21 protein-coding genes are annotated in these 26,780 nt (G+C 74.2%); 9 read left to right on the plus strand and 12 right to left on the minus strand.

All coding sequences use genetic code 11. The features are described from left to right. Window positions 1-11 precede the first annotated feature (11 nt). From AB0D28_RS13430 to eccCa, 4 genes are all read right to left on the minus strand, one after another. Window positions 12-737, minus strand: a complete 726-nt coding sequence (locus AB0D28_RS13430; protein WP_357385439.1) for a phosphatase PAP2 family protein — start codon at window positions 735-737, stop codon at window positions 12-14. A gap of 30 nt (window positions 738-767) precedes the next feature. Next, a complete protein-coding gene (locus AB0D28_RS13435) occupies window positions 768-1,559 on the minus strand; it encodes a phosphatase PAP2 family protein (protein ID WP_357385441.1) in 792 nt (263 codons plus the stop codon). Window positions 1,560-1,599: 40 nt separating this feature from the next. Beyond that, entirely contained in the window at window positions 1,600-2,913 is a 1,314-nt protein-coding gene (gene mycP / locus AB0D28_RS13440; RefSeq protein WP_357385443.1) for a type VII secretion-associated serine protease mycosin, read from the minus strand. A gap of 88 nt (window positions 2,914-3,001) precedes the next feature. Continuing rightward, a complete protein-coding gene (gene eccCa, locus AB0D28_RS13445) occupies window positions 3,002-6,940 on the minus strand; it encodes a type VII secretion protein EccCa (protein ID WP_357385445.1) in 3,939 nt (1,312 codons plus the stop codon). Window positions 6,941-7,045: 105 nt separating this feature from the next. Here eccCa and eccD point away from each other — a divergent pair, with 105 nt between their 5' ends. Further along, entirely contained in the window at window positions 7,046-8,428 is a 1,383-nt protein-coding gene (gene eccD / locus AB0D28_RS13450; RefSeq protein ID WP_357385447.1) for a type VII secretion integral membrane protein EccD, read from the plus strand. A 58-nt stretch (window positions 8,429-8,486) separates the two neighbouring features. Here eccD and AB0D28_RS13455 read toward each other — a convergent pair whose 3' ends face one another. Beyond that, window positions 8,487-8,993 (minus strand): inorganic diphosphatase, encoded by a 507-nt coding sequence (locus AB0D28_RS13455; RefSeq protein WP_181570752.1) that lies wholly within the window; start codon window positions 8,991-8,993, stop codon window positions 8,487-8,489. A 449-nt stretch (window positions 8,994-9,442) separates the two neighbouring features. Between AB0D28_RS13455 and dacB the strand changes: the two genes are divergently transcribed. The 3 genes from dacB to tilS all read left to right on the plus strand — a co-directional run bounded on the left by dacB (window position 9,443) and on the right by tilS (window position 13,070). After that, window positions 9,443-10,864: a D-alanyl-D-alanine carboxypeptidase/D-alanyl-D-alanine-endopeptidase gene (gene dacB / locus AB0D28_RS13460; protein WP_357385586.1), complete on the plus strand. Its 1,422-nt coding sequence runs from the start codon at window positions 9,443-9,445 to the stop codon at window positions 10,862-10,864. Between the two features lie 66 nt (window positions 10,865-10,930). Continuing rightward, window positions 10,931-11,998 (plus strand): zinc-dependent metalloprotease, encoded by a 1,068-nt coding sequence (locus tag AB0D28_RS13465; protein ID WP_357385449.1) that lies wholly within the window; start codon window positions 10,931-10,933, stop codon window positions 11,996-11,998. Window positions 11,999-12,119: 121 nt separating this feature from the next. Beyond that, the gene (gene tilS, locus AB0D28_RS13470) at window positions 12,120-13,070 is read left to right on the plus strand and encodes a tRNA lysidine(34) synthetase TilS (protein WP_357385451.1); all 951 of its coding nucleotides are present in this window, start codon (window positions 12,120-12,122) and stop codon (window positions 13,068-13,070) included. A gap of 266 nt (window positions 13,071-13,336) precedes the next feature. Here tilS and AB0D28_RS13475 read toward each other — a convergent pair whose 3' ends face one another. Continuing rightward, a complete protein-coding gene (locus AB0D28_RS13475) occupies window positions 13,337-14,296 on the minus strand; it encodes a helix-turn-helix domain-containing protein (protein ID WP_357385453.1) in 960 nt (319 codons plus the stop codon). A 150-nt stretch (window positions 14,297-14,446) separates the two neighbouring features. On the opposite strand from AB0D28_RS13475, the gene AB0D28_RS13480 reads away from it, so the two are divergent. From AB0D28_RS13480 to folE, 4 genes are all read left to right on the plus strand, one after another. Further along, on the plus strand, window positions 14,447-14,584 hold the full coding sequence (locus AB0D28_RS13480; RefSeq protein WP_018786602.1) for a hypothetical protein: 138 nt from the start codon (window positions 14,447-14,449) through the stop codon (window positions 14,582-14,584). A gap of 99 nt (window positions 14,585-14,683) precedes the next feature. Continuing rightward, window positions 14,684-15,259 (plus strand): hypoxanthine phosphoribosyltransferase, encoded by a 576-nt coding sequence (hpt, locus tag AB0D28_RS13485; RefSeq protein WP_013288988.1) that lies wholly within the window; start codon window positions 14,684-14,686, stop codon window positions 15,257-15,259. Window positions 15,260-15,690: 431 nt separating this feature from the next. Further along, window positions 15,691-17,703 carry an ATP-dependent zinc metalloprotease FtsH gene (gene ftsH / locus AB0D28_RS13490; protein ID WP_357385455.1) on the plus strand — a complete coding sequence of 671 codons (2,013 nt, stop codon included), beginning with the start codon at window positions 15,691-15,693 and terminating at the stop codon, window positions 17,701-17,703. Window positions 17,704-17,789: 86 nt separating this feature from the next. Continuing rightward, complete coding sequence (folE, locus tag AB0D28_RS13495; protein WP_259275967.1) at window positions 17,790-18,407, plus strand: GTP cyclohydrolase I FolE; 618 nt, start codon at window positions 17,790-17,792, stop codon at window positions 18,405-18,407. 51 nt (window positions 18,408-18,458) lie between these two features. On the opposite strand, the gene AB0D28_RS13500 is transcribed toward folE, so the two are convergent. Both AB0D28_RS13500 and AB0D28_RS13505 read right to left on the minus strand, forming a co-directional pair. Next, window positions 18,459-19,160 carry a hypothetical protein gene (locus AB0D28_RS13500; protein WP_357385457.1) on the minus strand — a complete coding sequence of 234 codons (702 nt, stop codon included), beginning with the start codon at window positions 19,158-19,160 and terminating at the stop codon, window positions 18,459-18,461. Next, window positions 19,157-21,742: an FtsK/SpoIIIE domain-containing protein gene (locus tag AB0D28_RS13505; RefSeq protein WP_357385588.1), complete on the minus strand. Its 2,586-nt coding sequence runs from the start codon at window positions 21,740-21,742 to the stop codon at window positions 19,157-19,159. The genes AB0D28_RS13500 and AB0D28_RS13505 overlap by 4 nt, the downstream gene beginning before the upstream one ends. Window positions 21,743-21,956: 214 nt before the next feature. Between AB0D28_RS13505 and AB0D28_RS13510 the strand changes: the two genes are divergently transcribed. Beyond that, window positions 21,957-22,514, plus strand: a complete 558-nt coding sequence (locus AB0D28_RS13510) for a hypothetical protein (protein ID WP_357385590.1) — start codon at window positions 21,957-21,959, stop codon at window positions 22,512-22,514. A 7-nt stretch (window positions 22,515-22,521) separates the two neighbouring features. Here the strand turns inward: AB0D28_RS13510 and AB0D28_RS13515 are convergent, their stop codons facing one another. From AB0D28_RS13515 to AB0D28_RS13530, 4 genes are read right to left on the minus strand one after another with little or no spacing between them, the layout of a single operon-like run. Further along, window positions 22,522-23,121 (minus strand): hypothetical protein, encoded by a 600-nt coding sequence (locus tag AB0D28_RS13515; RefSeq protein WP_357385459.1) that lies wholly within the window; start codon window positions 23,119-23,121, stop codon window positions 22,522-22,524. 10 nt (window positions 23,122-23,131) lie between these two features. Beyond that, on the minus strand, window positions 23,132-24,295 hold the full coding sequence (locus tag AB0D28_RS13520; protein WP_357385461.1) for a peptidoglycan DD-metalloendopeptidase family protein: 1,164 nt from the start codon (window positions 24,293-24,295) through the stop codon (window positions 23,132-23,134). After that, on the minus strand, window positions 24,292-24,852 hold the full coding sequence (locus AB0D28_RS13525; RefSeq protein WP_357385463.1) for a hypothetical protein: 561 nt from the start codon (window positions 24,850-24,852) through the stop codon (window positions 24,292-24,294). The genes AB0D28_RS13520 and AB0D28_RS13525 overlap by 4 nt, the downstream gene beginning before the upstream one ends. Next, the gene (locus AB0D28_RS13530) at window positions 24,849-26,780 is read right to left on the minus strand and encodes an MFS transporter (protein ID WP_357385465.1); all 1,932 of its coding nucleotides are present in this window, start codon (window positions 26,778-26,780) and stop codon (window positions 24,849-24,851) included. Before AB0D28_RS13530 ends, AB0D28_RS13525 begins: the two co-directional genes overlap by 4 nt.

The raw sequence follows: 26,780 nt of genomic DNA on the forward strand, positions 1-26,780 counted from the left end.
CCCGGCGGCGCTCAGCCGCCCGCCGACGCTCCCGCCGGTGTCGCCTCGTCACCGGAGCGGGACAGCGGCAGATGGGCACGGCCCCAGGTGAGCGTGCGGTCGAGGACCGCCCGCGCCATGATCGCCACGCAGGTGCCGCCGTTGAGGAACGAGGCGACCACGTCGCTGGGGTGGTGCATGCCCCGGTACATCCGGGTGAGCGCCACGCCGATCGGCACCAGCACCAGCAGCGTCCACCAGGTGGCCTTGGCCGGGGTGCTGCGGGCCCGCAGCGCCAGCAGCAGCGCCAGACCGACGTAGAGCGCGGTGGCCGCCGACGTGTGCCCGGACGGGAAGCTGGACGTGGGCGGGGAGGCGTCCATGTGTGCCACGGCCGGACGGTTCCGGTCGATGACCATCGTGGTGAACAGGAAGATCAGCGCCTGTGCGGTCACCGCCGCGCACAGGAACAACGGTTCCCGCCAGCGGTGCAGCACCAGCCGCAGCACCAGCGCCGCCAGCACCGTCACCACGACGATCATCTGGGTGCTGGCGAGCGTGCTGAACACCAGCGAGACGTCGTTCCAGCCCGGCGTCCGGTCGCCGGCCAGCTCACGGTTGACCGTGTCCTCCACTGTGAACGGCCACGTGTGGGCCAGCACCCGGGTCACCAGCAGGCCCAGGCCCACCATCAGCGCGAAGAGCAGGACCAGCGGCAGCAGGACACGCCGGGTGACTCGGATCACGACATCGGACATGGCATCGCCTGTACCCCGGCGCGGGTCCGGCTACGCCCGCCCGCCCTCCGGCCCCTGGTCGGCCAGCTCCGGCTCGACCCCCTCACGCAGCGGACGCGCGGACCGCCGCCCGGAGCCGCTGCGCCAGGTGGCGAAGCCGGCCGCTGTCGCGGCCACCACGGCGGTCCCGAGCACCCAGCCACCCACCACGTCGCTGGTCCAGTGCACGCCCAGCGCGATCCGGCTGATCCCGGTCACCACCGTGACCAGCACGGCGGCCGTCCACAACGCGACCCGGCCCCGGCGGCTGTCCCGTGCGAACGGCAGGAACACCAGCAGCAGCACGCCGGCGGCCAGCGTGGCGTTGAGCGCGTGCCCGGACGGGAACGAGTAACCGGCGGCCCGCGCCACCGGTTCGAGCAGATCCGGCCGGTCCCGGCCGACGAGCAGCTTGAGCAGCGCGCCGAGCAGCCCGCCGGTGACCATGGTGACGACCACCCACACCGCGAGCCGGGGCGCGCCGCGCCGGACCAGCCAGACCACCACCGCGACGGCGGCGACCCGCAGCGGGCCGGGCCCGAAGACGTGCGTCCAGACCGTCATCACGTCGACCCAGACGGGGTGGTCCTGCGCGTACCCGTGGAACGCGTCGGTGATCGAGGCGTCCAGCCGCAGCAGGGGCGGCCAGGCGCCGAGCACCAGCAGCGCGATCAGGGCGAACGGCACCAGCACCAGGAACGCCGCGACGGCGGCCAGTGTGAGCCGCAGGCCGAGAGAGTGCTCGCGGTCGAGGCGGCGGCCGCGCCACGACCGGTGCGTGACCGGCGCCCCGGTGGTCTCCATGGGGCTTCCCCTACCCACCTGAGGGCAGGGTCAGACCGGTTCAGCGGCGGGTCTGCCGGAACCGCCGCACCATCAACGCGGTGCCGGTGACGAGCGCGACGAACAGGGCCAGGCCGGTCCAGAGCCGCTCCGGGGCCCAGACCTCCGTCTGCCCCGCCGGCCGGGCGGTCCAGCCCTCCGCCGTACGCCCGAACGGATCGCCACCCCGGCCCGCCGCCGCGGCCCGGGTGTCCCGCCCCTCGCCGGGTGCCGGGCCGAAGCCCACCACGCCGGGGGAGGCGTTGTCGTCGAGCGGGTTGTGGCCCACCCCCGGCACGTCGCCGGTCAGCGCGGCCACCGGATCGACAAGGCCGTAGCCGAACCGGTCGTCCCGGCCGGTCGGCCCGAGGTCCCGGGCTGTGGTGATCAGCCGGTTGACCACGTCGCCCGCCGACATCTTCGGATAACGGGCGCGGACCAGGGCGGCGGTCGCGGCGACGAGCGGCGCGGCGAAGCTCGTCCCCTGCACCCGCCAGTAGCCGTCCGGCCGGGCGCCGTAGAGCCCGGTGGCCGGGGCGCTGAGCACCGTCTCGTGCCCGGTGATCGAGCCGGACCAGAGGTTCTCGCTGGTCCGCTCCAGGCCGGTGACCGCGAGCACACCCGGTTCCCGGGCCGGATACCAGACCTCGGTGGTCGTCGAGGTGGCCAGGTTGCCGGTGCAGGCCACCACCACCACGTCCCGCGCGAACGCGTAGTCGAGCGCCGCGGCCAGGGCCGGGTTGTCGATGCTGCCGCCGAGCGACAGGTTGACCACCCGGGCGCCGTTGTCGACCGCCCAGCGCACCGCCTTCGCGATGATCAGCGCGTCGTCGTAGCGGTTCTCGGCGTCGAGGACCCGGACCGGGAGGATCTTGGCATCCGGCGCGAGCCCCACCACGCCCCGGTCGTCGTCGGCCCGCCCGGCGATCAGCCCGGCGACGGTGGTGCCGTGCCCCACCGGGTCCGGGCCGTCCGAGCCGTCCGGCGTCACCAGATCCAGGCCGGGCAGCACCTGACCGACCAGGTCGGGGTGGGAGCCGTCCACACCGGAGTCGATCACCGCGACCACCACGCCGCGCCCGGTCGAGGTGCGCCACGCGGTCGTCGCCCGCAACTCCTCCAACTGCCACTGCTCGTCGCGTACCTGGTCGGTGCGCAGCAGGCCGCCGGGGGCCACCCAGGGCCGCGCCACAGTGGCCGGGGCGGCGGGCGCGGCATGTGCCGGCGGCGCCAGCGGACCGGCCACGGTGACCAGTGCCGACGCGGCGGCGAGGAGCGCGCGTCCGGCGAGACGCCGGGGCGGCCCACCGGGCAGTCCCTGCCGATCCCCTGTCACATTCCCCAGCCGTTCGGTCGCGTCAGACAAATGCTGCACGGAGATTACCGGTTGTCCCGCCCGTCACGGGGCAACTCGGCCAGCCCGATCACCCGGGCGGGAGATGCGCCAGCTGCACCAGGCGCACCCCCTCCCGGCGGGTGACCAGCCGCGCCCGCCCCGGGGGAAGCGGCCCGGCCTTCACCTGGCCGACGAGAGTGCCCTCCTCCGGCCCGCCCGACATCACCAGCCCGGCCGTGGACAGCTCGCGCAGCCGCTGCACGATCGGCTCGTACGCGGTCCGCCCGGCACCGCCGGTACGCCGCGCCAGCACCAGGTGCAGCCCGATGTCCCGTGCGTGCGGCAGGTGCTCCTCCAGCGCCCGCAACGGGTTCGTCGGGCCACCGGCCACCAGGTCGTAGTCGTCCACGAGCACGAACAGCTCCGGCCCCTTCCACCACGACCGGCTGCGCAACTGCGCCGGGGTCACCTCCGGCCCCGGCTGCCGCCCCTGGAGGTAGCCGGCGGCCGACTCGATCAGCTCGGCGGTGTGCGGCGCGGCGGTGCCGTACCCGATCAGGTGCGGAGTCTCGATCACGCCCATCAGGCTGCGCCGGTAGTCCACGAGCATCACCCGGGCCTGCTCCGGGGTGAACCGGTTGACGATCGAGGTGGCGAGCGCGCGCAGGAACGACGACTTGCCGCACTCGGCGTCGCCGAAGACCAGGAAGTTCGGCTCGGTGGTGAAGTCCAGCACCACCTGGGACAGGTCCGCCTCGGCCACGCCGATCGGGAACGCCAGCCCGCTCGTCGCGCTCTGGTCCAGCTCGGCGTACGGCAGCACCGGCGGAAGCAGCCGCACCCGTGGCGCGGGCGGACCGGTCCACGCGCCGGCCACCGCCTTGACCAGGTCGGCCGTCTCGGCCCCCAGCGCCTCGACGCGGGGCTCGGCGGTGAGGAAGTGCAGCCCGCCGGGCGTGATGCCGCGTCCCGGACGCTCCTCCGGCACGGTCGCCGCCAACGCGCGCTTGACCACCACCGAGTCGGCCGGGTCGCCCAGACGCAACTCCAGCCGGGAACCGAACAGGTCGCGGATCGCCGGGCGGAAGTCCGACCAGCGCAGGGCGCTCGCCACCACGTGCACCCCGTACGCCAGGCCCCGGGTGGCGAGCTCGGTGACCAGCGGTTCCAGGTCTTCGTACTCGCCGCGCAGCGTGTTCCACCCGTCCACCACCAGGAACACGTCCCCGAACGGGTCGGGCGCGCCCGCCGCCCGCCGCCGTCGCCACGCGGCCATCGACTCCACACCGGCCTCGGCGAACCGCCGCTCCCGCTCGGCCAGCAGCCCGGCGACCTCGCCGACGGTACGGCGCACGGCGGTGCCGTCGGCCCGTCCGCTGACGCCGCCCACGTGCGGCAGGTCGCGCAGCACGCCGAGCGTCCCGCTGCCGAAGTCGAGGCAATAGACCTGCACCTCGGCCGGGGTGTGGGTGAGCGCGAGCGCGCAGACCAGCGTGCGCAGCAGGCTGGACCGGCCGCTGCGGGTGGTGCCGACCACCGCGACGTGCCCGGCCGCGCCGTCCAGCGCCAGCCAGAGCAGGTCGCGCCGCTGCTCGAACGGCTTGTCCACCACCGCCACCGGCACCTGTAGTGCCCCGTGCAGCTCCGGATTGGCCACCGCGAGCCCGCGTACCGGGTCGGCGCCGACCGGGCCGAGCAGCTCGTCCAGGGCGGGCGACGCGTCCAGCGGCGGCAGCCACACCTGGTGCGCCGGCGGGCCCTGCCCGGCCAGCCGGTCCACGAGCAGGTCCAGCAGCGTCTCGCCGCCGTCGTCCTCGGCCGGGAGGGCGGCGGGCACGGGCGGCTCGGGCACCGGGACCAGGTGGGTGGAGAAGGTGAGCACGCGCGCCTCACCGGCACCGGACGCGCCCGCCGCCCCGCCGCGCCGCCGGACCGCGCCGGAGACGTACGCGGCCTTGAACCGGACCAGCGGGTCGGTGCCCGAGCGCAGGTAACCGTGCCCCGGACTGCGCGGCAACTCGTGCGCGTCCGGCACGCCCAGCACCGTCCGGGACTCCAGCGCCGAGAACGTCCGCAACCCGATCCGGTACGACAGGTGCGTGTCCAGCCCGCGCAGCCGCCCCTCCTCCAGCCGCTGGCTCGCCAGCAGCAGGTGCACCCCGAGCGACCGCCCCAGCCGGCCGATCTGCACGAACAGGTCGATGAAGTCGGGCTTGGCGGACAGCAGCTCGGAGAACTCGTCGCAGATCAGCAGCAGCGACGGCAGCGGGGCCAGCGGCGAACCGGCCGTCCGGGCCCGCTCGTAGTCGCGCACGCTCGCGAAGTTGCCCGCCCGGCGCAACAGCTCCTGCCGGCGCATCAGCTCACCGTTTATCGCGTCCACCATCCGGTCCACAAGCGGCAGCGCGTCGGCCAGGTTGGTGATCACGGCGGCGGTGTGCGGCAGCCGTTCGAACGGCGCGAACGTGGCGCCGCCCTTGAAGTCGACGAGCACGAAGTTGAGCTGCTCCGAGCTGTGCGTGGCGGCCAGCCCGAGCACGAGCGTGCGCAGCAGCTCCGACTTGCCCGAGCCGGTAGCGCCGATCAGCAGGCCGTGCGGGCCCATCCCGTCCTGCGCCGACTCCTTCAGGTCGAGGTCGATCGCCCCGCCGTCGGCGCCCACCCCGATCGGCACCCGCAACCTGTCCCGCGCGGCCCGGGGCGCCCAGCCCTGCTCGGCGGTGAAGCTCTCCGGGTCGCCCAGACCCAGCAGCTCGGGCAGGCCCAGCTCGGCGCCGGGCGGCGCGTCCGGCCCGCGTACCGTGCCGGCCAGCCGCAGCGGCGCGAGCCGCCGGGCCACCGCCTCGGCGTCGGCGGGCGCCAGCGCGTCGGCGGCGCCCACCTCGGCGTGCCCCTCGGCGGAGTGCGAGTGCAGGCGGCCGTCGACCAGGTCGAGCAGGAGCGCGTACCGGTCGAGCAGCCGGGGCGGCGGGGTGTCCAGGTCGAGCACGGTGACCGCGTCGATGCCGCCGTCACCGGCCAGGTCGCTCGCGCCGGTCAGGTCGCCGCCGTCGAGCACCACCACGACGTGCGGCCCGTCCGTGGCCGTGCCGTGCGGGCTGAACCGGGACCGGGCGCCGAGCACGTCGTCGAGCAGCCGTTCCAGGTCGGCGGCGGAGCTGGTGACCAGCCGCACCGGGCCCAGCGCGTCGGTACGCGCCGGATGATGGGCGTGCGGCAGCCACTTCACCCACTCCCAGGCGGCCCGGCGTTCCGGCCCGGCGCAGACCGCGATCAGCAGCTCGTCCGGCGCGTGGAAGACGGCGAGCTGGGTGAGCACCGCCCGGGCCAGCGCCTGCGCGGCGGGCGAGCCGGCGCCGCGTACCGGGCCGGCCGGCCCGCGCACGAAGACCCGGGCGAAACTGCGCAGCGACAGCGCCACCGGCAGGTCCGGCACCACCGAGTACGCGTCCAGGAAGCGCCGCAGCGCCCCGGCCGTCATCGGCTCCAGCTCCTCCAGCGGGCGGGTGACCGGTGGGACCAGCGGGGTGGCCAGCGTCTGCGGCCCCGTACCGACCCGGACCACGGCGAAGTCCGGGTCGCCGGGCCGGCGTTCCCAGACCCGGTGACTGTCGACAGTCGACCAGAGCCGCCCCGGCTCGGGATGGCGGTAGGACAGCCCGGCCCGCTGGGCGCCGGCGGTCTCCCGCACCCGGCGCCGGAGCGTGCCCAGGTGGCGCAGGTATTCCCGGCGGGCGGCCATCAGCTCGGACTTCTTCGGCCCGGCGCTGCCCCAGGTGGTCACCAGCATCGCCACCGAGGAGAGGCCGAACATGCCGCCCACGACGTACGAGTAGGCGCCACCGCCGCGGCCGAACATCATCGCCATGGCCACCGTCCCGCCGAGCATCGGCAGCACCGTCAGCGCCTGCTGCCAGCGCCCACCGGCGGCGGCGGGGATCTCCGGCGGCGCCTCGACGGGCAGCTCACCGACCGGGATCTCCGGGGCCGGGCGGCGTGGCGGCCGCTTGATGACGACAGTGGACACTTACCCTCCCGGAACGTGGCTCTGGGTAACCCGAGCCTGGCTCATCGTAGGTAAAGTCCTCTCGTCCGTCAGCCCACTCCCTCCGCGCGATATGGAGATGCCTCGATGACAAGCGGGCTCGCCCGGGTCACCATCAGCGCGCCCAGGCGGCGGGTCGACGTGGCCCTACCGGAGCAGGTCCCCCTGGCCGAGCTGCTGCCCGAGGTGCTCCGGCACGCCGGCGAGGGGCTGGCCGACGACGGGGAACGGCACGGCGGCTGGGTGCTGCGCCGTACCGACGGCGCGGTGCTCGCCACCGCCCAGGCGCTGCTGCCGCAGGGCGTCCGCGACGGCGAGGTGCTGCACCTGGTGCCGGCCCGCGCCGAGTGGCCCGAACTGGAGTACGACGACGTGGTCGAGGCGATAGTCGACGGCGCCCGGCGCCGGGGCGCCGCCTGGTCGGGTCACGCCACCCGGGCCGCCGCGCTGGCCGGTGCCGCCGTACCCCTGGCCGTCGGGCTGGTCGCGGTGGTCGCGGCCGGTCCGGGGGAGCACGGCTGGCCGGTCGCCGCGGCGGTCGCCCTGGTCCTGGTGCTCACCGCCACCGCCGCGTCCCGGGCATACGGGGACGGCCCGGTCGGCGCCACCCTCGGCGGGTACGCGCTGCCCTGGGCGGCGGTGGCCGGAGCGCTCTCGGTCGCCTCCGGCGATCCGGTCGGCCCGATCGTGGGCCTGCGTTGGGTGGGCGCCCCCGAACTGCTCGTCGGCTCGGTGGCGCTGCTGCTGGTGGCGGTGCTCGGCCTGCTCGGCGTGGCCAGCCGGTCCCGCGTCTTCGTGGCCGGGGTGACTGTCGGCCTGTCAGGTGTGGCAGCCGCGCTCGGCGGGTTGCTGCTCCACCCGGACGGCACCGCCGCCGTACTGCTCGCCGTGCTGGTGTTCGCCCTCGGCGGGCTGCCGCTGCTGGCCATCCGGGTCGGCAAGCTGCCGCTGCCGCCGCTCACCCTGCCCAGCCCGGCCGGCACCCGGGACCTGCCGGACCGGGGTCGGGTGCACGCGGCGGTGGCCCGCGCGGAAGAGGTGCTGACCGGGATGCTGCTCGGCCACGCGGTGCTCGCGGTCGGCGCGGTCGCGGTGCTGGTCTCCGTCGGCCGGACGGCCGGGCTGCTGTTGGCGGCAGTCGCGTGCGGGGTGCTGCTGCTGCGTTCGCGCCTGTTCGTGGCGGTACGGCACCGGGTGCCGGCGATAGTCGCCGGGCTGACCGGGTTCGCCCTGCTCGGCGTGGTGCTGGCCGACCGGGCCGGTCCGGGTGGCCGGCTGGCGCTGACTGTGGGCGGGCTGGCCCTGGCCCTGACGGCGGTCACCGCCGGCGCCACGTACGCCCGGCGCCCGGTCTCCCCGTACCTCGGGCGGCTGGCCGACCTGACCGACACCGCGCTGGTGGTCGCGGTCGTGCCGGTGGCCTGCGCGGTGCTGGGCCTCTACGACCGGGCCCGCGACCTGCTCACCTGAGACACGCCGAGGCCCGGGTCGCGCGTCGCGACCCGGGCCTCCGGCGAAAGCGTGGGTGTCAGTGCAGCGTCTCGCCGCGCTCCTCGGCCTCCTTGGCCCGCCGGTACGAGTTGGCGATCTCCGCCTCGGCCTCGACCCGGCCGACCCAGGTCGCGCCCTCGACCGACTTGCCCGGCTCCAGGTCCTTGTAGACCTCGAAGAAGTGCTGGATCTCCAGCCGGTCGAACTCGCCCAGGTGGTGGATGTCGCGCAGGTGCTCCTGGCGCGGGTCCTCGTAGGGCACGCAGAGGACCTTGTCGTCGCCGCCCTTCTCGTCCGTCATCCGGAACATGCCGATGGTGCGGCAGCGGATCAGGCAGCCCGGGAACGTCGGCTCGGGCACCAGCACCAGCGCGTCCAGCGGGTCGCCGTCCTCGCCCAGGGTGCCCTCGATGAACCCGTAGTCGGCCGGGTACTGCGTGGAGGTGAAGAGGGTGCGGTCCAGCCGGATACGGCCGGTCGCGTGGTCTACCTCGTACTTGTTGCGGTGACCCTTGGGGATCTCAACCGTGACGTCGAAATCCATCTTCCACGCTCCCTCGTTTGCCCACGCTGGCTAACGGAAACCAGCGGCTCACCCCCGGCGCGGGGTGAACGCCCCCCGTCGGCTCCGGCCGCCGCATAGTGTTCGGACCGAAGTAGTGTCGCCCAAGGCGATTTCGAGCGGGGGAGGAGGGGGCCGTGGGGAGGGAAGATTCACACTACCGCCCCGAGAGGGTTGACGGGCGCGGGTCCGCCGGTTCCGGTTCCGGCGGGGCCACCGGGCGGGTGTCCGTCCCGGGTGCCAACATCCCTCATCGTCCGGCTCCGGCCGCCGGGTCCGCCCGCGTCGGCCCGCCGCACGATCCGGCAGGCCCGGTGAGCCGGCCCGGCGTCCCGGGCTCGATTCCGGTCAGCCCGCCGGTTCCGCCGTCCGGCGCCGCGCCGCCCGTACCCTCCGGTCCGCCGCCGGGCCGGCCACGACGCCGCTCGCGGCTGCTCGCGGCGCTGGCCTGCGTGCTCGTGCTGGCCCTGGCGGTGGCCGGGCTCGCGGTGCTGCGCCCCGGCCCGGTCGCCGGGTGGCTGGGCGACCCCGACAGCACGGGTACGGCGGTCGCCGCGCCGCCCGAGCCGACCCCGCCGGCAGTGCTGGCCGGGCCGGACGGCAACGCCCCGCTGCCCACCGAGGCCGGCATCCGCGCGGCCCTCGACCCGCTGGTCCGCGCCGCCACGCTCGGCGACCGGGTGCACGTCTCGGTGGCCGACGTGAGCACCGGCCAGGCGCTCTACGGCAGGGGCCAGGACACCCCCACCGTGCCGGCCTCGGTGACCAAGCTGGCGACCGGGGTGGCGGTGCTCGCGGCACGCGGCCCGGCGTACCGGATCCCGACCCGCGCGGTGGCCGGGGCCAACCCGGGCGAGGTGGTCCTGGTCGGCGGTGGTGACCCCACGCTCGCCGTGAACAAGGACGGCTTCTACCCGGGCGCGGCCCGCCTGGACGACCTCGCCGCCCAGGTGCGCGACGCGCTCGGCGGCACCGCGCCGACCAAGGTGATCGTCGACTCGTCGCTGTTCAGCGGCCCGGTCTTCGAGCCCGGCTGGGACGCCGACATCCCCACCGGCGGCTTCGGCGCGGCGATCACCGCGTTGATGACCGACGGCGCTCGGAAGAACCCCGCCGAGGCGCGGCGCACCGCCGAGCAGACCAACCACGCCGCCGAGCGGGTGCCGCAGCCCGACCTGACCGCGGGCCGGCAGTTCGCCAGGCTTCTCGGCCTGACCGGCGCGGCCCAGGTGGCCCGGGGCACCGCGCCGGCCGAGTCCGGCGCCACGGGTACGGCTCCCGGCGCAGAGCTGGGCACTGTCGAGTCCCTGCCGATGATCCGGCTGGTCGACATCATGATCAGCGACAGCGACAACGTGATCGCCGAGGCGATGGCCCGGCAGGTGGCGCTCGCCAAGGGCAAGCCCGGCTCGTTCGCCGGCGGCGCGGCCGCCACCGACCAGGTGCTCGGCGAGCTGGGCCTGCCCGCCGGTGAGATCAGCCTGGCCGACGGCAGCGGGCTGTCCCGCACCAACCGGATCAGCCCTTCGCTGCTCACCGACCTGATCACGATGGCCGGCAACGGCAGTCACCCCGAACTCGCCGCGATTTTCGGCGGCCTGCCCGTCGGCGGCTGGTCGGGCACGCTCGGCGAGCGCTACCGGGCGGCGGCCACGAGCGCCGGGGCGGGTGTGGTGCGGGCCAAGACCGGCACGCTGAGCGGCGTCAACGCGATCGCCGGCACGGTGACCACCGCCGACGGCCGGTTGCTCACGTTCGCCGTGCTCACCGACCGGACCCAGGGCTCGCTGGACGAGAGCCGCGCGGCGCTGGACCGGATCAGCTCGGCGCTGGCCGGGTGCGGCTGCCGCTGACCGACGGGCGTCGATCGGCCGGCGCGACCCCGGGTGGGGGTGTTCCGGCGCGGGTACGGTGGGTTCATGGCGCAGTTCGTGGACTGGGATCTGGCCGCCGCGACCGCGGGGGCGCTGAGTAAGTCGGGCCCTCGGGTGTCGTACGCCGAGGCCACCGACGTGGTCGGCGACCTGCGTCGGCTGACCGAGGAGGCGGCCGGTCACGTCGCCGACTACACCGGCCTGCGTGCGCAGGTCGCCCACCCGCCGGTACGCGTGGTCGACCGCCGCGACTGGGCGGCGGCGAACATCGCCGGGCTGCGTGAGGTGGTCTCCCCGCTGGTCGAGCGCCTCTCCGGCGACAAGCGGCCGGGCGCGCTCACCGAGGCGATCGGCTCCCGGGTGACAGGTGTGCAGGCCGGCACCGTGCTCGCTTACCTCTCCGGGCGCGTGCTCGGCCAGTACGAGGTCTTCGCCGGCGACCCCGGCCAGTTGCTGCTGGTGGCGCCGAACATCCTCGAGGTCGAGCGGAAGCTCGGCGCGGACTCGCGCGACTTCCGGCTCTGGGTGTGCCTGCACGAGGTCACCCACCGCACCCAGTTCACCGCCGTGCCGTGGATGCGCGCGTACTTCCTCGGTGAGGTGCAGGCGTTCGTGGACGCCTCGCAGGGCGGGGAGCACCTGCTGGAACGACTCCGCCGTGGGGTGGCCACGCTCTCCGACGCGGTCAAGGACCCGGAGAGCCGGGCCAGCGTGCTGGACATCGTGCAGACCCCGGCCCAGCGCGCGGTGCTGGACCGGCTGACCGCGCTGATGACGTTGCTCGAGGGCCACGCCGAGTTCGTGATGGACGGCGTGGGCCCGCAGGTCATCCCCAGCGTCGAGTCGATCCGCGCGGCGTTCAACCGCCGTCGCGAGTCCGGCAACCCGCTGGAGAAGGCGATCCGGCGGCTGCTCGGCATCGAGGTCAAGATGCGCCAGTACGCCGAGGGCCGCAAGTTCGTGCACGGCGTGGTCGACCGGGTGGGGATGCAGGGCTTCAACAAGATCTTCTCGTCCCCGCTGACGCTGCCCCGGCTGGACGAGCTGGGCGACCCGGACGCCTGGGTGAACCGCGTACACGGGCCCGCCGGTGCCACCCCGCCCGTCGTCTGATCCGGTCGTTTCGGCTGGTCCGGCCGGCTCGGCTGGTCCCGGCTCGGCCGACGGCACCGGCCCGGCTGATTCCGGCGCTCGGTCGCGGCGATCTCCGTCGCCCGCTCCCGCCGTCGCGGCCGTGCGGCTCGCCGTACGCCGGTTGCTGACCCGTCTGCCCGGCGGCGGCCCGGTGCTGGTGGCCTGCTCCGGCGGGGCCGACTCGCTCGCGCTCGCTGCCGCCACCGCGTTCGTGGCCCCCCGGCTCGGGCGCCCGGCTGGCCTGGTGACAGTCGACCATGGCCTGCAACCCGGGTCCGCCGAACGGGCCGAGGCGGTCGCCGGCTGGGCCCGCGCCGCCGGGCTCGACCCGGTCGAGGCGCTCACGGTACGGGTGGACGGCCGGCCCGGCGGCCCCGAGGCAGCCGCCCGGGAGGCCCGGTACGAGGCGCTGGTCACCGCCGCCCGCCGGTACGACGCGGCCGGGGTGCTGCTCGGGCACACCCGCGACGACCAGGCCGAGACCGTCCTGCTGGCACTGGCCCGGGGCGCCGGACCGCGCGGGCTGTCCGGGATGCCGGAACGGCGCGATCTCGACGGGGTGCCCCTGTTGCGCCCGTTGCTCGACGTCCCGCGTGCCGACACGCGGGCCGCCTGCGCCGCGCTCGGACTCGACCCGTGGGCGGACCCGCACAACGCCGATCCCGCGTACGCCCGGGCCCGGGTCCGGGCCGAGGCGCTGCCCGCGCTCGTCGACGCGCTGGGCCCGGGGGTGGTGGCGAACCTGGCCCGTACCGCCGGGCTGCTCGCGGCCGACAACGCCGCGCTCGACGCGCTCGCCGCCGCCGCGCTGGCCGACGTCCGGACCGAGGGGAGCGGTCTGTCCGTCGCCGGGCTCGCCGGGCTGCCGGCCGCCGTCCGTACCCGGGTGCTGCACGCCTGGGCCCGTGAGCTGGGCGCGACACCGGCCGCCCTGTCCCACAGTCACGTGGCGGCGCTGGACGCCCTGGTCACGGCCTGGCACGGACAGGGCCCGGTGCACCTGCCCGGCGGCCTCCAGATCCGCCGCCGGGCAGACCACCTCCAACCCTGACCCGCTGTACCCGGCGCTGCGCCCGCCCTCACCCCTGCCTGCCCGCCGCCGTTCCGACCCTCCCCACCCCCCGGCCCCGCTGATCAAGGAGTTTGGGTCACGTTCCGGCCCTCCCCACCCCTCAAACTCCTTGATCACCGCTCCAGGCGTGCCGGCCGGGGCGTTGATCATGAGGTTGGCGGGGAGAAAATGGGCGGAAAGCGCGGTCAACCTCATGATCGACGAAGTGAGCGCGCCGGGGAGGGGGTGCACGAGACGGGGGTGGGTCAGGTGGATTGGCGGTCTCGGAAGGTGGTGCGGTAGGCCAGCGGGGTGGTGCCCACCCGGCGGGTGAAGTGGTGCCGCAGGGCCGCCGCGTCGCCGAATCCGGCCTGCTCGGCGACGCCCTCCACGCTCAGCGTGGTGTCCTCCAGCAGGTGCCGGGCCAGCAGCACCCGCTGGTTGGTCAGCCAGTCGTGCGGGGTGGTGCCGGTCTCGGCGCGGAACCGGCGGGCGAACGTACGCGGGGCCATCCCGGCGCGCGCCGCCAGCTCGTCCACTGTCACCTGCCGCCGGAGGTGACCCATCAGCCACTCCAGCACCGGTTCCAGGGTGGGCGCCTCCGGTGCCTTGGGGATGGGCGCCTCGACGTACTGCGACTGGCCGCCGTCGCGGTGCGGTGGCACCACCATCCGGCGGGCCAGCCGGGTCGCCACCGCCGAGCCGTGTTCCTGGCGTACGAGATGCAGGCAGGCGTCGATGCCGGCGGCGGTGCCGGCGCTGGTGAGCAGCCGGTCGTCCTGCACGTAGAGCGAGTCGCACTGGACCCGGGCGGCCGGGAAGCGCCGCTGGAGTTCGTCGGTGTACCGCCAGTGGGTGGTGCAGTCGCGCCCGTCGAGCACGCCCGCCTCGCCGAGGACGAACGCGCCGGCGCAGACGCTGAGCAGCCAGGCGCCCCGGTCGGCGGCGCGGCGCAGCGCGGCGAGCACCGGTTCGGGCACCGGGGTGCCGTCGGCGTGCGCGGGCACCGCCACCAGGTCGGCGTCCTCGACCGGGCCCAGGTCGGCGGTGGGGGTGAGCAGGAACCCGGAGCGGCTGCGTACCGCGCTGCCGTCGGCGGTGCAGACGTCGAACCGGTAGCCGGGGAAGCCGTCGGCGGTGCGGTCGGTGCCGAAGACCTCCGCGAGCACGCCGAGTTCGAACGCGGCGACCTGGTCCAGGGCGATGACGGCGACCGTGCGGAGCATGTGACGAGGGTAACCCGCCGGATGGCAGGAAATCGATGCCCACTGGCTTTCCTGCCACTGTCGGCCTCGGTCGGTGGTCCGCAGAATCAATGGTGTCCGGTGCGCACCGGCGGCGAAAACAGTCTCAACCATGTGAAAGCGAGCGCCGCCATGACCGTTCTCCTGCTTCTGCTCTTCCTGCTCCTCCTCGTTGGCGCCAGCGCCTTCGGGTTCACCGCCGACACCCGCGACTCGGCCGACTGGAAGCCGAGCGACGACGGGCAGCGCTGGCGCTCCCGTACCTGCTGAGGTGATTTGGTCACTTCGCGCCGAAAATCCCCGGCGGGACCGCGCCAAAAGGGGCGGCCCCGCCGACGGCGGCGCGGGCGCGTACGGCAGGCTAGGAGCATGGCTGACGGCTCCTGGTACGACGCCGACATCGACCACGTGATCATTTCGGAGGCGCAGATCCGCGACAAGACCGCGGAGCTGGCCAAGCAGGTCTCGGCGGACTACGCCCACGTCGAGGACGGCCTGCTGCTCGTGTGTGTGCTCAAGGGAGCGGTCATGTTCATGGCCGACTTCGCCCGCGCGCTGGGCCGCCAGGGCCCGCCCGCCGAGCTGGAGTTCATGGCCGTCTCCTCCTACGGCCAGGGCACCACCTCGTCCGGCGTGGTCCGGATCCTCAAGGACCTCGACCGCGACATCGCCGGCCGGCACGTGGTGGTCGTCGAGGACATCGTCGACTCCGGCCTGACACTGTCCTGGCTGCTGCGCTACCTGGAGTCGCGCTCCGCGGCGAGCGTCGAGGTGGTCGCGCTGTTCCGCAAGCCGGACGCGGTCAAGGTCCAGGTCCCGGTCAAGTACGTCGGGTTCGACATCCCGACCGAGTTCGTCGTGGGCTACGGGCTCGACTTCGGCGAGCGGTACCGCGAGGTGCCCTACGTCGGGGTGCTCAAGCCCGAGGTGTACGCCCGGGCCTGACCCTGCCGAGCCCTTCGTCAGCTGACATTCAGCGGGCTCTCAGTCTTCCGGTCTACGGTAGGGGCCGGTGACGTGGAGGCACCCTCCACGCCCGGCCCCTCGAACCGCGTGACCGTGCGGTGTGGGCGGGCCGGGTGGGAGCTCCCCGCCACGCCGGCTCAAACCCAGGTTCGCCCTACGCGTAAGCGCCGGGCTCGCAAGCTCGCTCAACGTGCGCGCCGAGGTTCCGAATGTGCGCGACTGCGGGGCTCGCAAGCTCACTCCTCGCGCGCACGGTGTACCGTCGAATGACCGTGGTGCGGCAGTTTGCGTGCCCCGGGGGTCGGGCCGGCCCGCACGGCGGCCCCGGCCGCCGCTCAAGGCGGCGACACCATTCAGACGGTCAGGACGTCGATCAGGAGGATGCGGGCGCCTCGGCACCCGACTACAGCATGGAACGTACGCGTTTCTTCCGCCGACCGGTGGTCTGGATCATCCTGGTCATCCTCGGCGCCGTCGTGCTCAGTCAACTGTTCACCGCTGGTCCCAGCTACCACCGGGTGGATACTTCCGTCGCGCTCGACCAGCTCAACAAGGGCGGCATCGAGAAGGTCGTCTTCCAGGACAAGGAGCAGACGCTCCAGCTCGACCTGAAGGACAAGGCCAAGTTCGGCGACGACACCACCACCGACAAGATCGAGGCGCAGTTCCCGTACGAGGTCGGCGGCCAGGTCTGGAACCAGGTCCGCGAGGCCGAGGCGGCGGACCGGATCACCGGCCCGGTCGACACCAAGGTGTCGTCGGACAGCATCTGGGTCAGCCTGCTGGTCAACCTGCTTCCCATCGCGCTTCTCGTGCTCCTGCTGCTGTTCTTCATGTCGCAGATGCAGGGTGGCGGCTCGCGGGTGCTCAACTTCGGCAAGTCCAAGGCGAAGATGATCACCAAGGACACGCCGAAGACCACCTTCGCGGACGTGGCCGGGGCCGAGGAGGCCGTCGAGGAACTGCACGAGATCAAGGACTTCCTGCAGAACCCGGCGAAATACCAGGCCCTGGGCGCCAAGATCCCGAAGGGCGTGCTGCTGTTCGGCCCGCCCGGAACCGGTAAGACCCTGCTCGCCCGCGCGGTGGCCGGCGAGGCCGGGGTGCCCTTCTACTCCATCTCCGGCTCCGACTTCGTCGAGATGTTCGTCGGTGTCGGCGCCAGCCGGGTCCGCGACCTGTTCGAGCAGGCCAAGTCGAACGCCCCGGCGATCGTCTTCGTCGACGAGATCGACGCGGTCGGCCGGCACCGTGGCGCCGGCATGGGCGGCGGTCACGACGAGCGGGAGCAGACGCTCAACCAGCTCCTGGTCGAGATGGACGGCTTCGACACCAAGGGCGGCGTCATCCTGATCGCCGCCACCAACCGGCCGGACATCCTCGACCCGGCGCTGCTGCGCCCGGGCCGGTTCGACAGGCAGATCCCGGTCGACGCCCCCGACATGGAGGGCCGCAAGGCCATCCTGCGGGTGCACGCCAAGGGCAAGCCGTTCACGCCCGACGTCGACCTCGACGCGGTCGCCCGGCGTACCCCGGGCTTCAGCGGCGCCGACCTGGCCAACGTGATCAACGAGGCCGCGCTGCTCACCGCTCGTAAGGAGCAGCGGGCGATCACGAACGACTCCCTGGAGGAGTCGATCGACCGGGTGATCGCCGGCCCGCAGCGCCGGACCCGGGTGATGAGCGACCAGGAGAAGAAGATCACCGCGTACCACGAGGGTGGGCACGCGCTTGTCGCCTGGGCGCTGCCGCACGCCGCGCCGGTGCACAAGGTGACCATCCTGTCCCGGGGTCGCTCGCTGGGCCACACGCTTGTCCTCCCGACGGAGGACAAGTACACCCAGACCCGGGCCGAGATGATCGACACCCTGGCGTACGCGCTGGGCGGCCGGGCTGCCGAGGAGCTGGTCTTCCACGAGCCGACCACCGGCGCCGGCAACGACATCGAGAAGGCCACCCAGCTGGCCCGCGCGATGATCACGCAGTACGGCATGAGCTCCAAGCTCGGTGCGATCAAGTACGGCACCAGCGGCGACGAGCCGTTCCTCGGCCGCAACATGGGCCACGAGCGGGACTACTCCGACGCGGTGGCCGCCGAGATCGACGGCGAGATGCGTGCGCTGATCGAGCTGGCCCACGACGAGGCCTGGGAGATCCTGGTGGAATACCGGGACATCCTGGACAACATGGTCCTCGAGCTGATGGAGAAGGAGACGCTCTCCACCGCCGACATGGCCCGGATCTGCGCGCGCGTGGTCAAGCGCCCGCCGATGGCGCCGTACCACGGCTTCGGCAAGCGTCAGCCCTCCACCGAGCCGCCGGTGCTCACGCCGGCCGAGAAGGAGGCGCTGGCCGCTCAGGCCCGCGCCGACGGTGCCGCCTCGATCGGTGGTTCCAGCAACAACTCGGACGGTATGCACTGAACAGCGATCCGACGACGGCCGGCTCCCCGCACAGGGAGTCGGCCGTCTCCGCGACCGAGCCCGACGGCGACGACGCGCTCGACTACGTGGCCGCGCGGCTGATCAGCGGCAAGCTCACCGGTGGCCCGGTGGAGGAGAGCGTCGACCTCGCCCGGATCGAGAAGGCGGTCCGCGAGATCCTCATCGCGGTCGGCGAGGACCCGGACCGCGACGGTCTCCAGCAGACGCCGGCCCGGGTGGCCCGTGCGTACGCCGAGCTCTTCGCCGGCCTGCGGGTCGACCCGGCGCAGGTGCTCCGCACCACCTTCGAGGCCAACCACGAGGAGCTGGTGCTCGTCCGGGACATCGACGTGATGAGCCTCTGCGAGCACCACCTGCTGCCGTTCCGGGGCAGCGCGCACATCGGCTACATCCCCGGCCCGGACGGCCGGATCACCGGCCTGTCCAAGCTGGCCCGGCTGGTCGAGGTGTTCGCCCGCCGGCCCCAGGTGCAGGAGCGGCTCACCTCGCAGATCGCCGACCTGCTGATGTCCAGCCTCGCCCCGCGCGGCGTGATCGTCGTGCTGGAGTGCGAGCACATGTGCATGGCGATGCGCGGCATCCAGAAGTCGGGCGCGAAGACCATCACGTCCGCGGTGCGCGGCGGCCTGCAGAACGACGCCAAGTCGCGGGCCGAGGCGATGGCACTGATCATGGCCCGCTGACCCCGGACCGCCACCGACGGCCGCGTACTCCCGCCGGGAGCGCGGCCGTCGTCAGTCCGGCAGCATGGCGAGCAGCAGCCCGGCGGCGGTGAGCACCGCCGGCACCAGACAGACCAGGGCGCCGAAGCGGGGCGTCCGGTCCACCCGGTCGGTGGGACGCGGACGGAAGACACGCCCCACCGCCAGCCAGCCCAGCATGAACGCGACAGCCGGCAGCGGCAGCCCGACCAGCAGCGCCAGCACCGTCACCGGGCCCGGGCCGGCGACCGCGTACAGCACGAGCTGGAGCAGCGGCACCACGAGCGCCAGCGGCCCGTACACCAGCAGGTTGCGGGGACGGGCCGGCCACCGCGCCAGCCGGGGCAGGCCACGCGCGCTCAGCGTGTCGTCCGCCGCGTCCGCCCAGTCTCCGGCCGCGCGCAGCGCCGCCAGCACCGCCGACGGCCCACCCGCCATCGACCGGGCCGCCTCGGTCACCTCCGGCGGCGTCGGAACCAGCGACAACGCCGGTACGCCCAGCTCACGCAGCCGGGACTGCTGCGGCGCCAGCCGTTCCCGTACCACGGTCAGCTCCTCGCGGGCCGCAGCCACCGACCGTGCCTGCTCCCCGGCGGCGGTGGCCGCCGCCCGGCGTACGCCGTCGAGCGCCCGCGCGGCGGCGACATACTCCGCCCAGGCCGACTCGGCGGGATCCGCCACCGTGGCCGGCCCACCCGAGCGGGGCCCCGGTACGGTCGTGCCGGTCTCACTCATGCCGTGCCCTCCCCGGTGCGGTCCGTCGGCCGCCGGTCCGGCTCGACCCGCGCGGTCGCCGCCGCCCCGGTCGTGCCGAACGGCACGAAAACCGTGCCCTGCTCGTCCGGGCCGTCCCAGAGCACCGCGCGGCCCGGCCGGGGCCGCCACCACACCGGGCGGTCGAAGAGCTGCTCCAGCCGGCCGCCCGGCACGTCCGTGACCGCCACGGCGGTGAGCTTGTCCACCTCGCCCTCCGGGCCGAGCAGCCCGGCCAGCGGAGCCGGCGTCCGCCACCAGCCGAGCAGGTGCCGGCCGGCCGGCGGGCCCTCCACCAGCAGCGACCGAAGCAGGTCGGGCGGCAGCTCGGAGGCGTCCGGCACGTCCAGCCCGAACACCACCAGGTAACCCGGCTCGTCCGACGCCATGGCGTCCCTCAGCCCGGCCGCGTCGACGGTCTCCACCCGGTGCCGTCCGGCCAGCTCGGCGGCGAGCGCCCCGGCCGGCTCGGCCGACCCGTTCGCCAGCGGCGCCAGCACGAACCGGACCGCGCCCGGCTGTGCCGCCGCCGCACTGCGAACAGCCGTCACCAGCAGGCGCTCCGCCTCCTCGTCCCGCCCCAGGACGGCCAGGTTCCGTCCCGCGCCCGGCCCCAGCGGCACCGTCACCGTGGACCGGCGCACGTCCACCGCCCGGCCCAGCAACGCGGCGGGCCCGTGGGCGCGGCCGGCGAGCGCGGCCCGGTGCCGAGGATCGTTCGCCAGCAGCGGGCGGGCGTACCCGGCGAAGACCACCGGCGGCGTCGCCGCCTCGTCCCGCGCCTCCCAGAGCCGTCGCCGCAGGTCGGTGAGGACCTCGGGGTCCTCGTACGGATCCGGGAAGCGGATCATCCGCTCGTGCCCCCGGGTCGCGCCGCGCGGCCCGCCAAGGCCACCCGCCGTGTTCACCACCGCGCTGCCCACCGGCAGCCCGGCCGCCGAGTCGTTCGCCGGTTCCAGCACCGCCGAGCCGCCGGGCAGCGCCACCCGCACCGGGAACTGCCCGAGCAGCGGGTCACGCGGACCGCCGATGCCCAGGTCACCCTCGCCGGCCAGCACCAGGTGGATCCCGTACGACCGGCCGGCGCGGGCGAGCGCGTCCAACCGGGCCAGCAGGTCGGCGGCGAGGCGGTCCCGCTCGCGTAGCGCCAGCGGGAAGTTGTCGACCACGCAGACGATCCGGGGCAGCGGCTGGTGCTGCCGCAGCTCGGTGTAGCGCTGCCCACCGGCCCGCCGGGACGCTTCCTCGCGGCGGCGCAGTTCCGCCTCCAGCTCGCCGAACAGGTCGGCCACGTACTCCCGGTCGGCGGCCATCCCGGCGGCGCGCACCTGCGGCACCCAGGAACGGTCCCGCTCGGTCTGGAGGAACTCCACGAAGGACTCGCCGTCGGCCAGGTCGGCCAGGTAGAGCGCCAGCTCGTCCGGGCCGTACCGGGCGGCGAGTCCGAACAACGCGTCGGTCAGGAACGCCGACCGGCCCGCCTGGCCCCGGCCGCTGACCAGCCAGTGCGGGGTCAGCTCGGTGAAGCCCAGGCTGACCGGACGCCCGGCGGCGTCACCCACTGTGGTGCTCAGCCCGTCCGCCGAGCCGGCGGCCCAGAAACCGTCCGCCGGCAGCAGGTCACGCAGGGACAGACGCGAGCCGTCCTCGATCTGCCGGGCCAGCCGCGCACACACGTCGGCGACCAGCTCGGCGGGCGGGTCCTCGTCGAGGAACACGGGCGAGTTCAGCCCGCCCGGCGGCTCGGCGCCGGGACTGCTGAAGCCGGCACCGGGCGGGTCGCCGACAAGCGCGTACGCGGTGCGCACCGTCACCGGTGTGGCACGCGGCAGCGGGCTGCCGTCCGGCCAGCCGGCGAGCACCAGATGCAGCCCGGCGCGCGGCCCACCCTCGGCCAGTCCGGCGAGCCGGTCCAGGTCGGCTGTGGTCGTACCGCCTGGTAGCGCGGCGACCACGAGCAGCAGCGTCCGGTCGTGCCCGCGCTGCCGGGCGGTTCCGGCCGCCATCCACTGCTCGGCCTCGGCCAGCACCGCGCGCATTCCGGCGAGGTCGGTGGCGGGCGGAGGCAACAGCCCGGCGTCGGCCAGCGGCGCGTACCCGGCGAATGTCGCACCGGAACCGCCGTCGACCGCGCGGACCAGCAGCGCACCCGCCGGAGTGGCGGCGAACACCCGCAGCAGCAGCGCCCGGAGCAGCCCGGCCACCCGGGCGTCCGAGGCGTCGGCGTCGAGGCTCAGGTGGCCGCTGCCGAGCAACGGCACCAGCGCCGGGAAGCGGGCGTCGTCGAGCGGCGCGGCCGTGCCCACCCGGACCAGTGGCGGCAGGCCGTCACCGGGCGGTGTCGCCGCGCTGAGCGATTCCAGTGGCCCGCCGGCCCAGCCGGGTGCCGCCAGGTCGGCCGCCGCCCGCAGACGTTCGGCCAGCTCGTACTGCCGGTGGTGGTCGGCCGGCGCGGGCCGGATCTCGTCGAGGATGCCCGCGGCCGCCGTCGCGGCGGCCTCGGCCCGGCGGTGCAGCGCGGCGGCCCGGCCGGCGCGCGCCTTCGGAGTCGCCACCGCGTCCACCTCTCTTTCCGAGGCCGACATGTCCTCCCCGAGTTGTGACGGTAACCCAGGCGGCGGCCGTCCACCGGGATGTCGGTCGGCGCGGTGAGCTGGCCGGCGGTGAGCAGCCTCACCCCCGTCGCCGGGCGGCGTCCGCCCGGCGGTTCGCCACGATCCGCCGGTTCCAGGCATTGGGTACGCGACGCGCAGCCGATAGCCTCAGGAGGTGGAATCAGTGCAGCCCCCCGCCGGTTCCCAGGTGTCCCGAGTGCCGGCGCAGCGAACCCCGCCGGAGCCGTTGGCGCCCCCCGCGCCCGCTCCCGCACCGGTACGCCCCAAGCGTTCCGTGCGCACGGTGCTCGCGGTCGTCGCGGGGGTGCTGGCGTTGCTGTGCATAGGCGGTGCGGTGGTCGGGTTCGTGCTGTACGACCGCGCGACCGCCCCGGACCGAAGCGCCCCCGACGTTGTGGTGGACAACTACCTCCGAGCCTTCCTCGTAGACCGCAACGACACGAGAACCGAGGAATTCGACTGCACTGGAAGGGTGGACGCTGATGCATTGCGTGCGCTTCGCGATGACCTTGCGGCCCGGGAGCAGCGCTTCAACACGAAGATCTCGGTGAGCTGGGGCCCGCTGGCCGTGCAGGAATCCAGCGAGGTCGCGGTGGTCGAGGTCGACCTCATCATCTCCGCCTCCGTCGAGGGCACCACGCAGAGTGAGCGGCAGAGGTGGCGGTTCGAGACCAGACGCGACGACGGCTGGGGCGTCTGCTCGGCGCAGCGCGCCGACTGACTTCCGGTTATTCCAGCCAGAGCAGGTGCACCGGCACCTCCAGCGTGGTCGGTGCCTGCCCACGCCAGGCCCACCGGTACCACTCCAGCTCCGGGGCCACCCGCACGCAGATGTCGCCGTCCGGGCCGGAGTAGGTCTCGGTGACGGCGCGCAGGTCGCGTCGCTCCACACCGTCGTCCACGTACACCACGCGCCGTCCGGTCACCGCGTCGGCCTCGAACACCGGCGTGGGTGGCCGGCGTTCCGGCACGTCCAGCGACACCAGCCGGAGACCCGGGGCGCTCGCCCCGGCCGCCGGACGCCGCTCGCCGATGGTCTCCACCCAGACCCGTTCCACTGGTACCAGCGGCGCGAACACCTCCACCTGCTCGGCCTCGGCCCGGTACCACTCGTGTTCCGGAATCACCGGTACGTAGGTGCGGCTGCCCTGCACCACCCGCTCGTCGGCCCGCAGGTCGCCCCGCCAGCCGAGACCGGGCAGGCCGACCAGCACGCGGCGGCCGCGTAGCTCGGCCCCGCCGGCGGCGGGCACGGTCTCCACCGGGCGGGGTGGTAGCGGCGCCCAGTCCGGCCGGTCGGCGAACGGGTCGGGCAGGGGGTTGCTCATCCGCCCGTCCTCACCCGGTCTCGCCGAGGGGTGCGCCCCGCTTGCGCATGAAGGGGACCGGGTTCTCCGCTCCTCTGCTGGACCGATCGCCGTCGTGGTGCACCTCGAAGTGCAGGTGCGGGCCGGACGAGTTGCCGCTGCTGCCGGAGATCCCGATGACCTCGCCCGCCGCGACCGACTGACCCGGCACCACGCGGGGCCGTTCGACCATGTGGCAGTAGCGGGTGATGAACCCGCCGGCGTGCAGGATGTCCACGAACCACCCGCAGCCGCCCTTGTCCGGCCAGCCGTCCCGGTCGCAGTCCCGCCGCCCGGAGCGGTCGGGGTCGCAGCGGGCGACCAGCACCCGTCCCGCCGAGGCGGCGTGGATCGGAGTGCCCTTCGAGGCGGCCAGGTCGACGCCGTGGTGGCTGGGCCGGGCGGTGGTGCGGAAGCCGGAGACCACGCCGCCGGGCAGCGGCGCGGTCCAGCCGGAGGCGGCGATCCGGTCTCCGGCGGCGGCGTCGCACACCGCCTTGCCGGCGATCTCCACGGTCCGGGCGGCGCCTCCGGCGAGCTCGTCGACGATGCGTCCGGCCAGTTCCTCGTGTTTGGCGTAGGCGTCGGGATAGGCGCTGACCTGGACCTGCTGGGCCACGACTGTGAGTGGGAGCTGCTGCCAGTCCGGCACCTTCTCCATCTTCTGGTAGAACTTGCGGGCCGCGTACGAGGGTGTCATCCGCTGCTCGACGCTGCCCCACCCGGGCCGCTGCTGGAACAGGCCGAGCGAGTCGTGGTCGGCGCCCACTCCCTCGTGCGGCAGCGCGAGCGACGCCGGGACCGTACTGTTGGCGAGGTTGCGCAGCGCCGACTCCTGCATCGCGGTGGCCAGCGCGATCACCCAGCCGCGGGCAGGGAGTTTCATGTCCTGGCCGACCTTGATGATGACCGCGGCGTTGCGGAGCTGGCGCTCGCCGTACTCGGCGAAGCGCGGCATGTCCCCGGTCAGGTTCACCTGGTAGGCGGGGTCGCAGTTCAGGGCCGCGAGCTTCGGGTCGTCCTCGTCGCCGCCCAGTTCGGTGAGGAGGAAGGCACCGGCACCGCCGACGCAGCAGAGCAGGGCGAGCACGCTCGTCACGGCGGCGGCGACCACGCCGAGGCGCAGCTTCCGGCGGGCCTGCCCGGCGGCGGTCACGACCGCTCCCAGTCGACCGCGTCCACCAGCCAGGGCCCGTCCGGTGCGACGAGTTCGAGCCGGAGCGTGCCGTTGTCCAGCGGAACCAGTGCCTCCACGAAGGACTCGGTGCGGGGCCGGAGCGTCGGGGCGCCCGTCACCTTCCGCGCGGGCACCGTCTCCGGATCGGCACCGGTCATCTTCTCGACCAGGGCCGGGGTGGACAGCGGCCGCAGGCGGGCCTGCCAGGCATCGCCGCTGCTGCCCGGCCCGCTCAGCCACGCCGTGGTGAACCGCCCGGCGATCTGCTCCGGGGTGGCCTCCCCCGGCCGGACCTTGGGTGCGACAGCGGCCGGCGGGCTGGACAGCACGCCGTCGTCACCGGCCTCCGGGTCGGCTGTGCTGATCGGCTGGGACGGGCGGCTGGCCAGGCCGGGGCCGGTGTCGCCCGGCCCGGCGACCAGACGCGCCGCGCCGATCACCCCGAAGACCAGCACGGCGATCACCAGGGCGACACCGATCCGGGACCGGAGGACCCGGGTGAAGAGGAATTCCAGCGCCCGACGCACCGGACTCACCGGGCCTCGGAGCGGACACGGGGCGCCGGCCGGGCCGGGGAGGTGCCGCGGCCCGCCGAGTCCGGCCGGTAGACGGCGTAGGAGGGCGACTCCTCCGGCACGTCCGGCTCGGTCCAGGTCGACGGCGTGCGCCTTGGCCGGGGTGCGGTGCCTGGCCGTCCGCTGGCTGGTGCCTCCTCCGGCCGTTCCCGTCCGTCCGGCCGTTCCCGCTCGGCGGGCGTGGCGCTGTGCGCCGGATCCTCGTGCCGGGCCTCCGGCCGGAGGCTGCGCTGGTCGGCCGTGACGGTGCGGCGCTTGCCGATCGCCGGCTCGTTGGTGCCACCGGGCTCGGCCACGTCCAGCCGGGCGGCGATCCGCATGTCCCGGAAGAACCGGCGGTGCCAGGACCCGGCCGAACTGACCGCCTCGCTGCTGTCCTTGCCGCCGAGCTGGGTGATCCGGCGGTACGGCCGCAGCAGCAGCCAGCCGACCACCCCGCAGAGCCAGACCAGCACCACCTGGAGCCAGCCGGGCAGCGTCGCGGTATTCATGATCAGGTCGACGGCGAAGAGGTAGATGGCCGCCCCGGTGCCGAAGATGGCGATGTTGAAGACCGCGGCGACCACCGCGTTCGCCAGCCGCCGGAGGCCGGCGCTGGCCGGGCGCATCAGGCCGACAGTGCCGAGGATCGGCGCGGCGATCACCGCCCAGCGGAAGATCAGGAAGCCGAGCAGCACCAGCAGCGACGCGGTGAGGTCGAACATGGCGAACAGCACCGAGGCCAGCACCGCGATGAACCCGGCACCGACCCGGTCCATGTCCTTGGTGCCCTTGAGGTACTCGTAGGCTTCCGGATCCTCGGTCTCGATCTGCTGGGCGACACGAGCCCACTGCTGTTGCTTGGCCTTGATCGTGCCCTCGCGGGTAGCCGGGTTCTGGCGGAGCTTCTCCGACTCCTCCCAGGTCAGGGACTTTGCGTCGTAGAGCGCTTGGCCGTACTTCTTGGCGGTCTCGCTGTCCGCCGAGCCGAGCACACCGCGCAGCCAGTTCCGGTAGAGCATCGTCTCGGTGGCTGTGTCACTCGCGCGCACGGCCGGTGGCCGCTTGTCGACACAGGCGCTCGGGTTCGGCAGCGCGCACTTGTCCGGCGGAACGGTCTTGGAGGAGGGGCCGACCGCGTCGTGCACCACGCCCAGCGTGCTGATCAGCGTGTTGTCGGCGATGTTCGCGGACTTGACCGGCCAGGCGGCCAGCGCGGTCACCGCCACCATCACCAGCAGCGCCCAGCCCGCTGTGGTCATCGCGTTGCTCATGTCCGACTGGCGTGACCGCCAGAGCAGGTAGAGGCCGACCACGCAGACGGTGATGATGCCGAAGACGCTGAACACCTTCTGGTAGACGGCCTTCGTGGCCTGCTCCACCAGCGGATCGGCCCAGCTCCACATCGTGCGCGGGTCCCAGGCGCGCTCGCGCAGCGCGTTCGAGGCACCGATCACCGCGTTGGCGAACATGAACTCGCCGTTGGCGACCATCGTGGTGAACCGGTAGTCCGGATGCAGCACCGAGGAGGCGCAGCCGCCGTCGATGTCGTACGTGTTGTAGCTGTACCCGGCGTACCCGTAGTCGCTGTAGAGGCCCTTCGGGCCGGGCTCCTTCGCCGAGTCGGGCCGGGACGCGAACCAGCCGGCCAGGCCCGAGTCCGGCGCGGCGGGCACCGGCGCGTTGCGGCACTCGACCTGGTCCTCGCTGACGGCCTTGAGCTTGCCGACGCAGGACCGGAAGTCGGCCTGCCACTCCTTGGTGCTGCACAGCTCGGCGCGCGCCTGGGCGACCGGCGCGGCGGCGTACGCGGGTGTGGCCGCCCCGATCACCGGCCAGGAGATCGTGGCCCCGGCGAGTACGCCGAGCGCGAGGAGGAGCGCCGTGATCCGTGCCCGGGCCCTCGCCAT

The sequence above is a fragment of the Micromonospora sp. NPDC048169 genome (assembly GCF_040652815.1).
In the GTDB taxonomy this organism is placed as follows: Bacteria; Actinomycetota; Actinomycetes; order Mycobacteriales; family Micromonosporaceae; genus Micromonospora.

What these genes read in the sequence shown, in the direction of transcription:
- AB0D28_RS13515 (WP_357385459.1), bottom strand. Translation starts at nt 23,121, where the DNA reads ATGAGCAACCCCCTGCCCGACCCGTTCGCCGACCGGCCGGACTGGGCG.
- AB0D28_RS13475 (WP_357385453.1), bottom strand. Translation starts at nt 14,296, where the DNA reads ATGCTCCGCACGGTCGCCGTCATCGCCCTGGACCAGGTCGCCGCGTTC.
- ftsH (WP_357385455.1), top strand. Translation starts at nt 15,691, where the DNA reads ATGGAACGTACGCGTTTCTTCCGCCGACCGGTGGTCTGGATCATCCTG.
- hpt (WP_013288988.1), top strand. Translation starts at nt 14,684, where the DNA reads ATGGCTGACGGCTCCTGGTACGACGCCGACATCGACCACGTGATCATT.
- AB0D28_RS13500 (WP_357385457.1), bottom strand. Translation starts at nt 19,160, where the DNA reads ATGAGTGAGACCGGCACGACCGTACCGGGGCCCCGCTCGGGTGGGCCG.
- AB0D28_RS13435 (WP_357385441.1), bottom strand. Translation starts at nt 1,559, where the DNA reads ATGGAGACCACCGGGGCGCCGGTCACGCACCGGTCGTGGCGCGGCCGC.
- AB0D28_RS13480 (WP_018786602.1), top strand. Translation starts at nt 14,447, where the DNA reads ATGACCGTTCTCCTGCTTCTGCTCTTCCTGCTCCTCCTCGTTGGCGCC.
- AB0D28_RS13430 (WP_357385439.1), bottom strand. Translation starts at nt 737, where the DNA reads ATGTCCGATGTCGTGATCCGAGTCACCCGGCGTGTCCTGCTGCCGCTG.
- eccD (WP_357385447.1), top strand. Translation starts at nt 7,046, where the DNA reads ATGACAAGCGGGCTCGCCCGGGTCACCATCAGCGCGCCCAGGCGGCGG.
- AB0D28_RS13465 (WP_357385449.1), top strand. Translation starts at nt 10,931, where the DNA reads ATGGCGCAGTTCGTGGACTGGGATCTGGCCGCCGCGACCGCGGGGGCG.
- AB0D28_RS13455 (WP_181570752.1), bottom strand. Translation starts at nt 8,993, where the DNA reads ATGGATTTCGACGTCACGGTTGAGATCCCCAAGGGTCACCGCAACAAG.
- AB0D28_RS13530 (WP_357385465.1), bottom strand. Translation starts at nt 26,780, where the DNA reads ATGGCGAGGGCCCGGGCACGGATCACGGCGCTCCTCCTCGCGCTCGGC.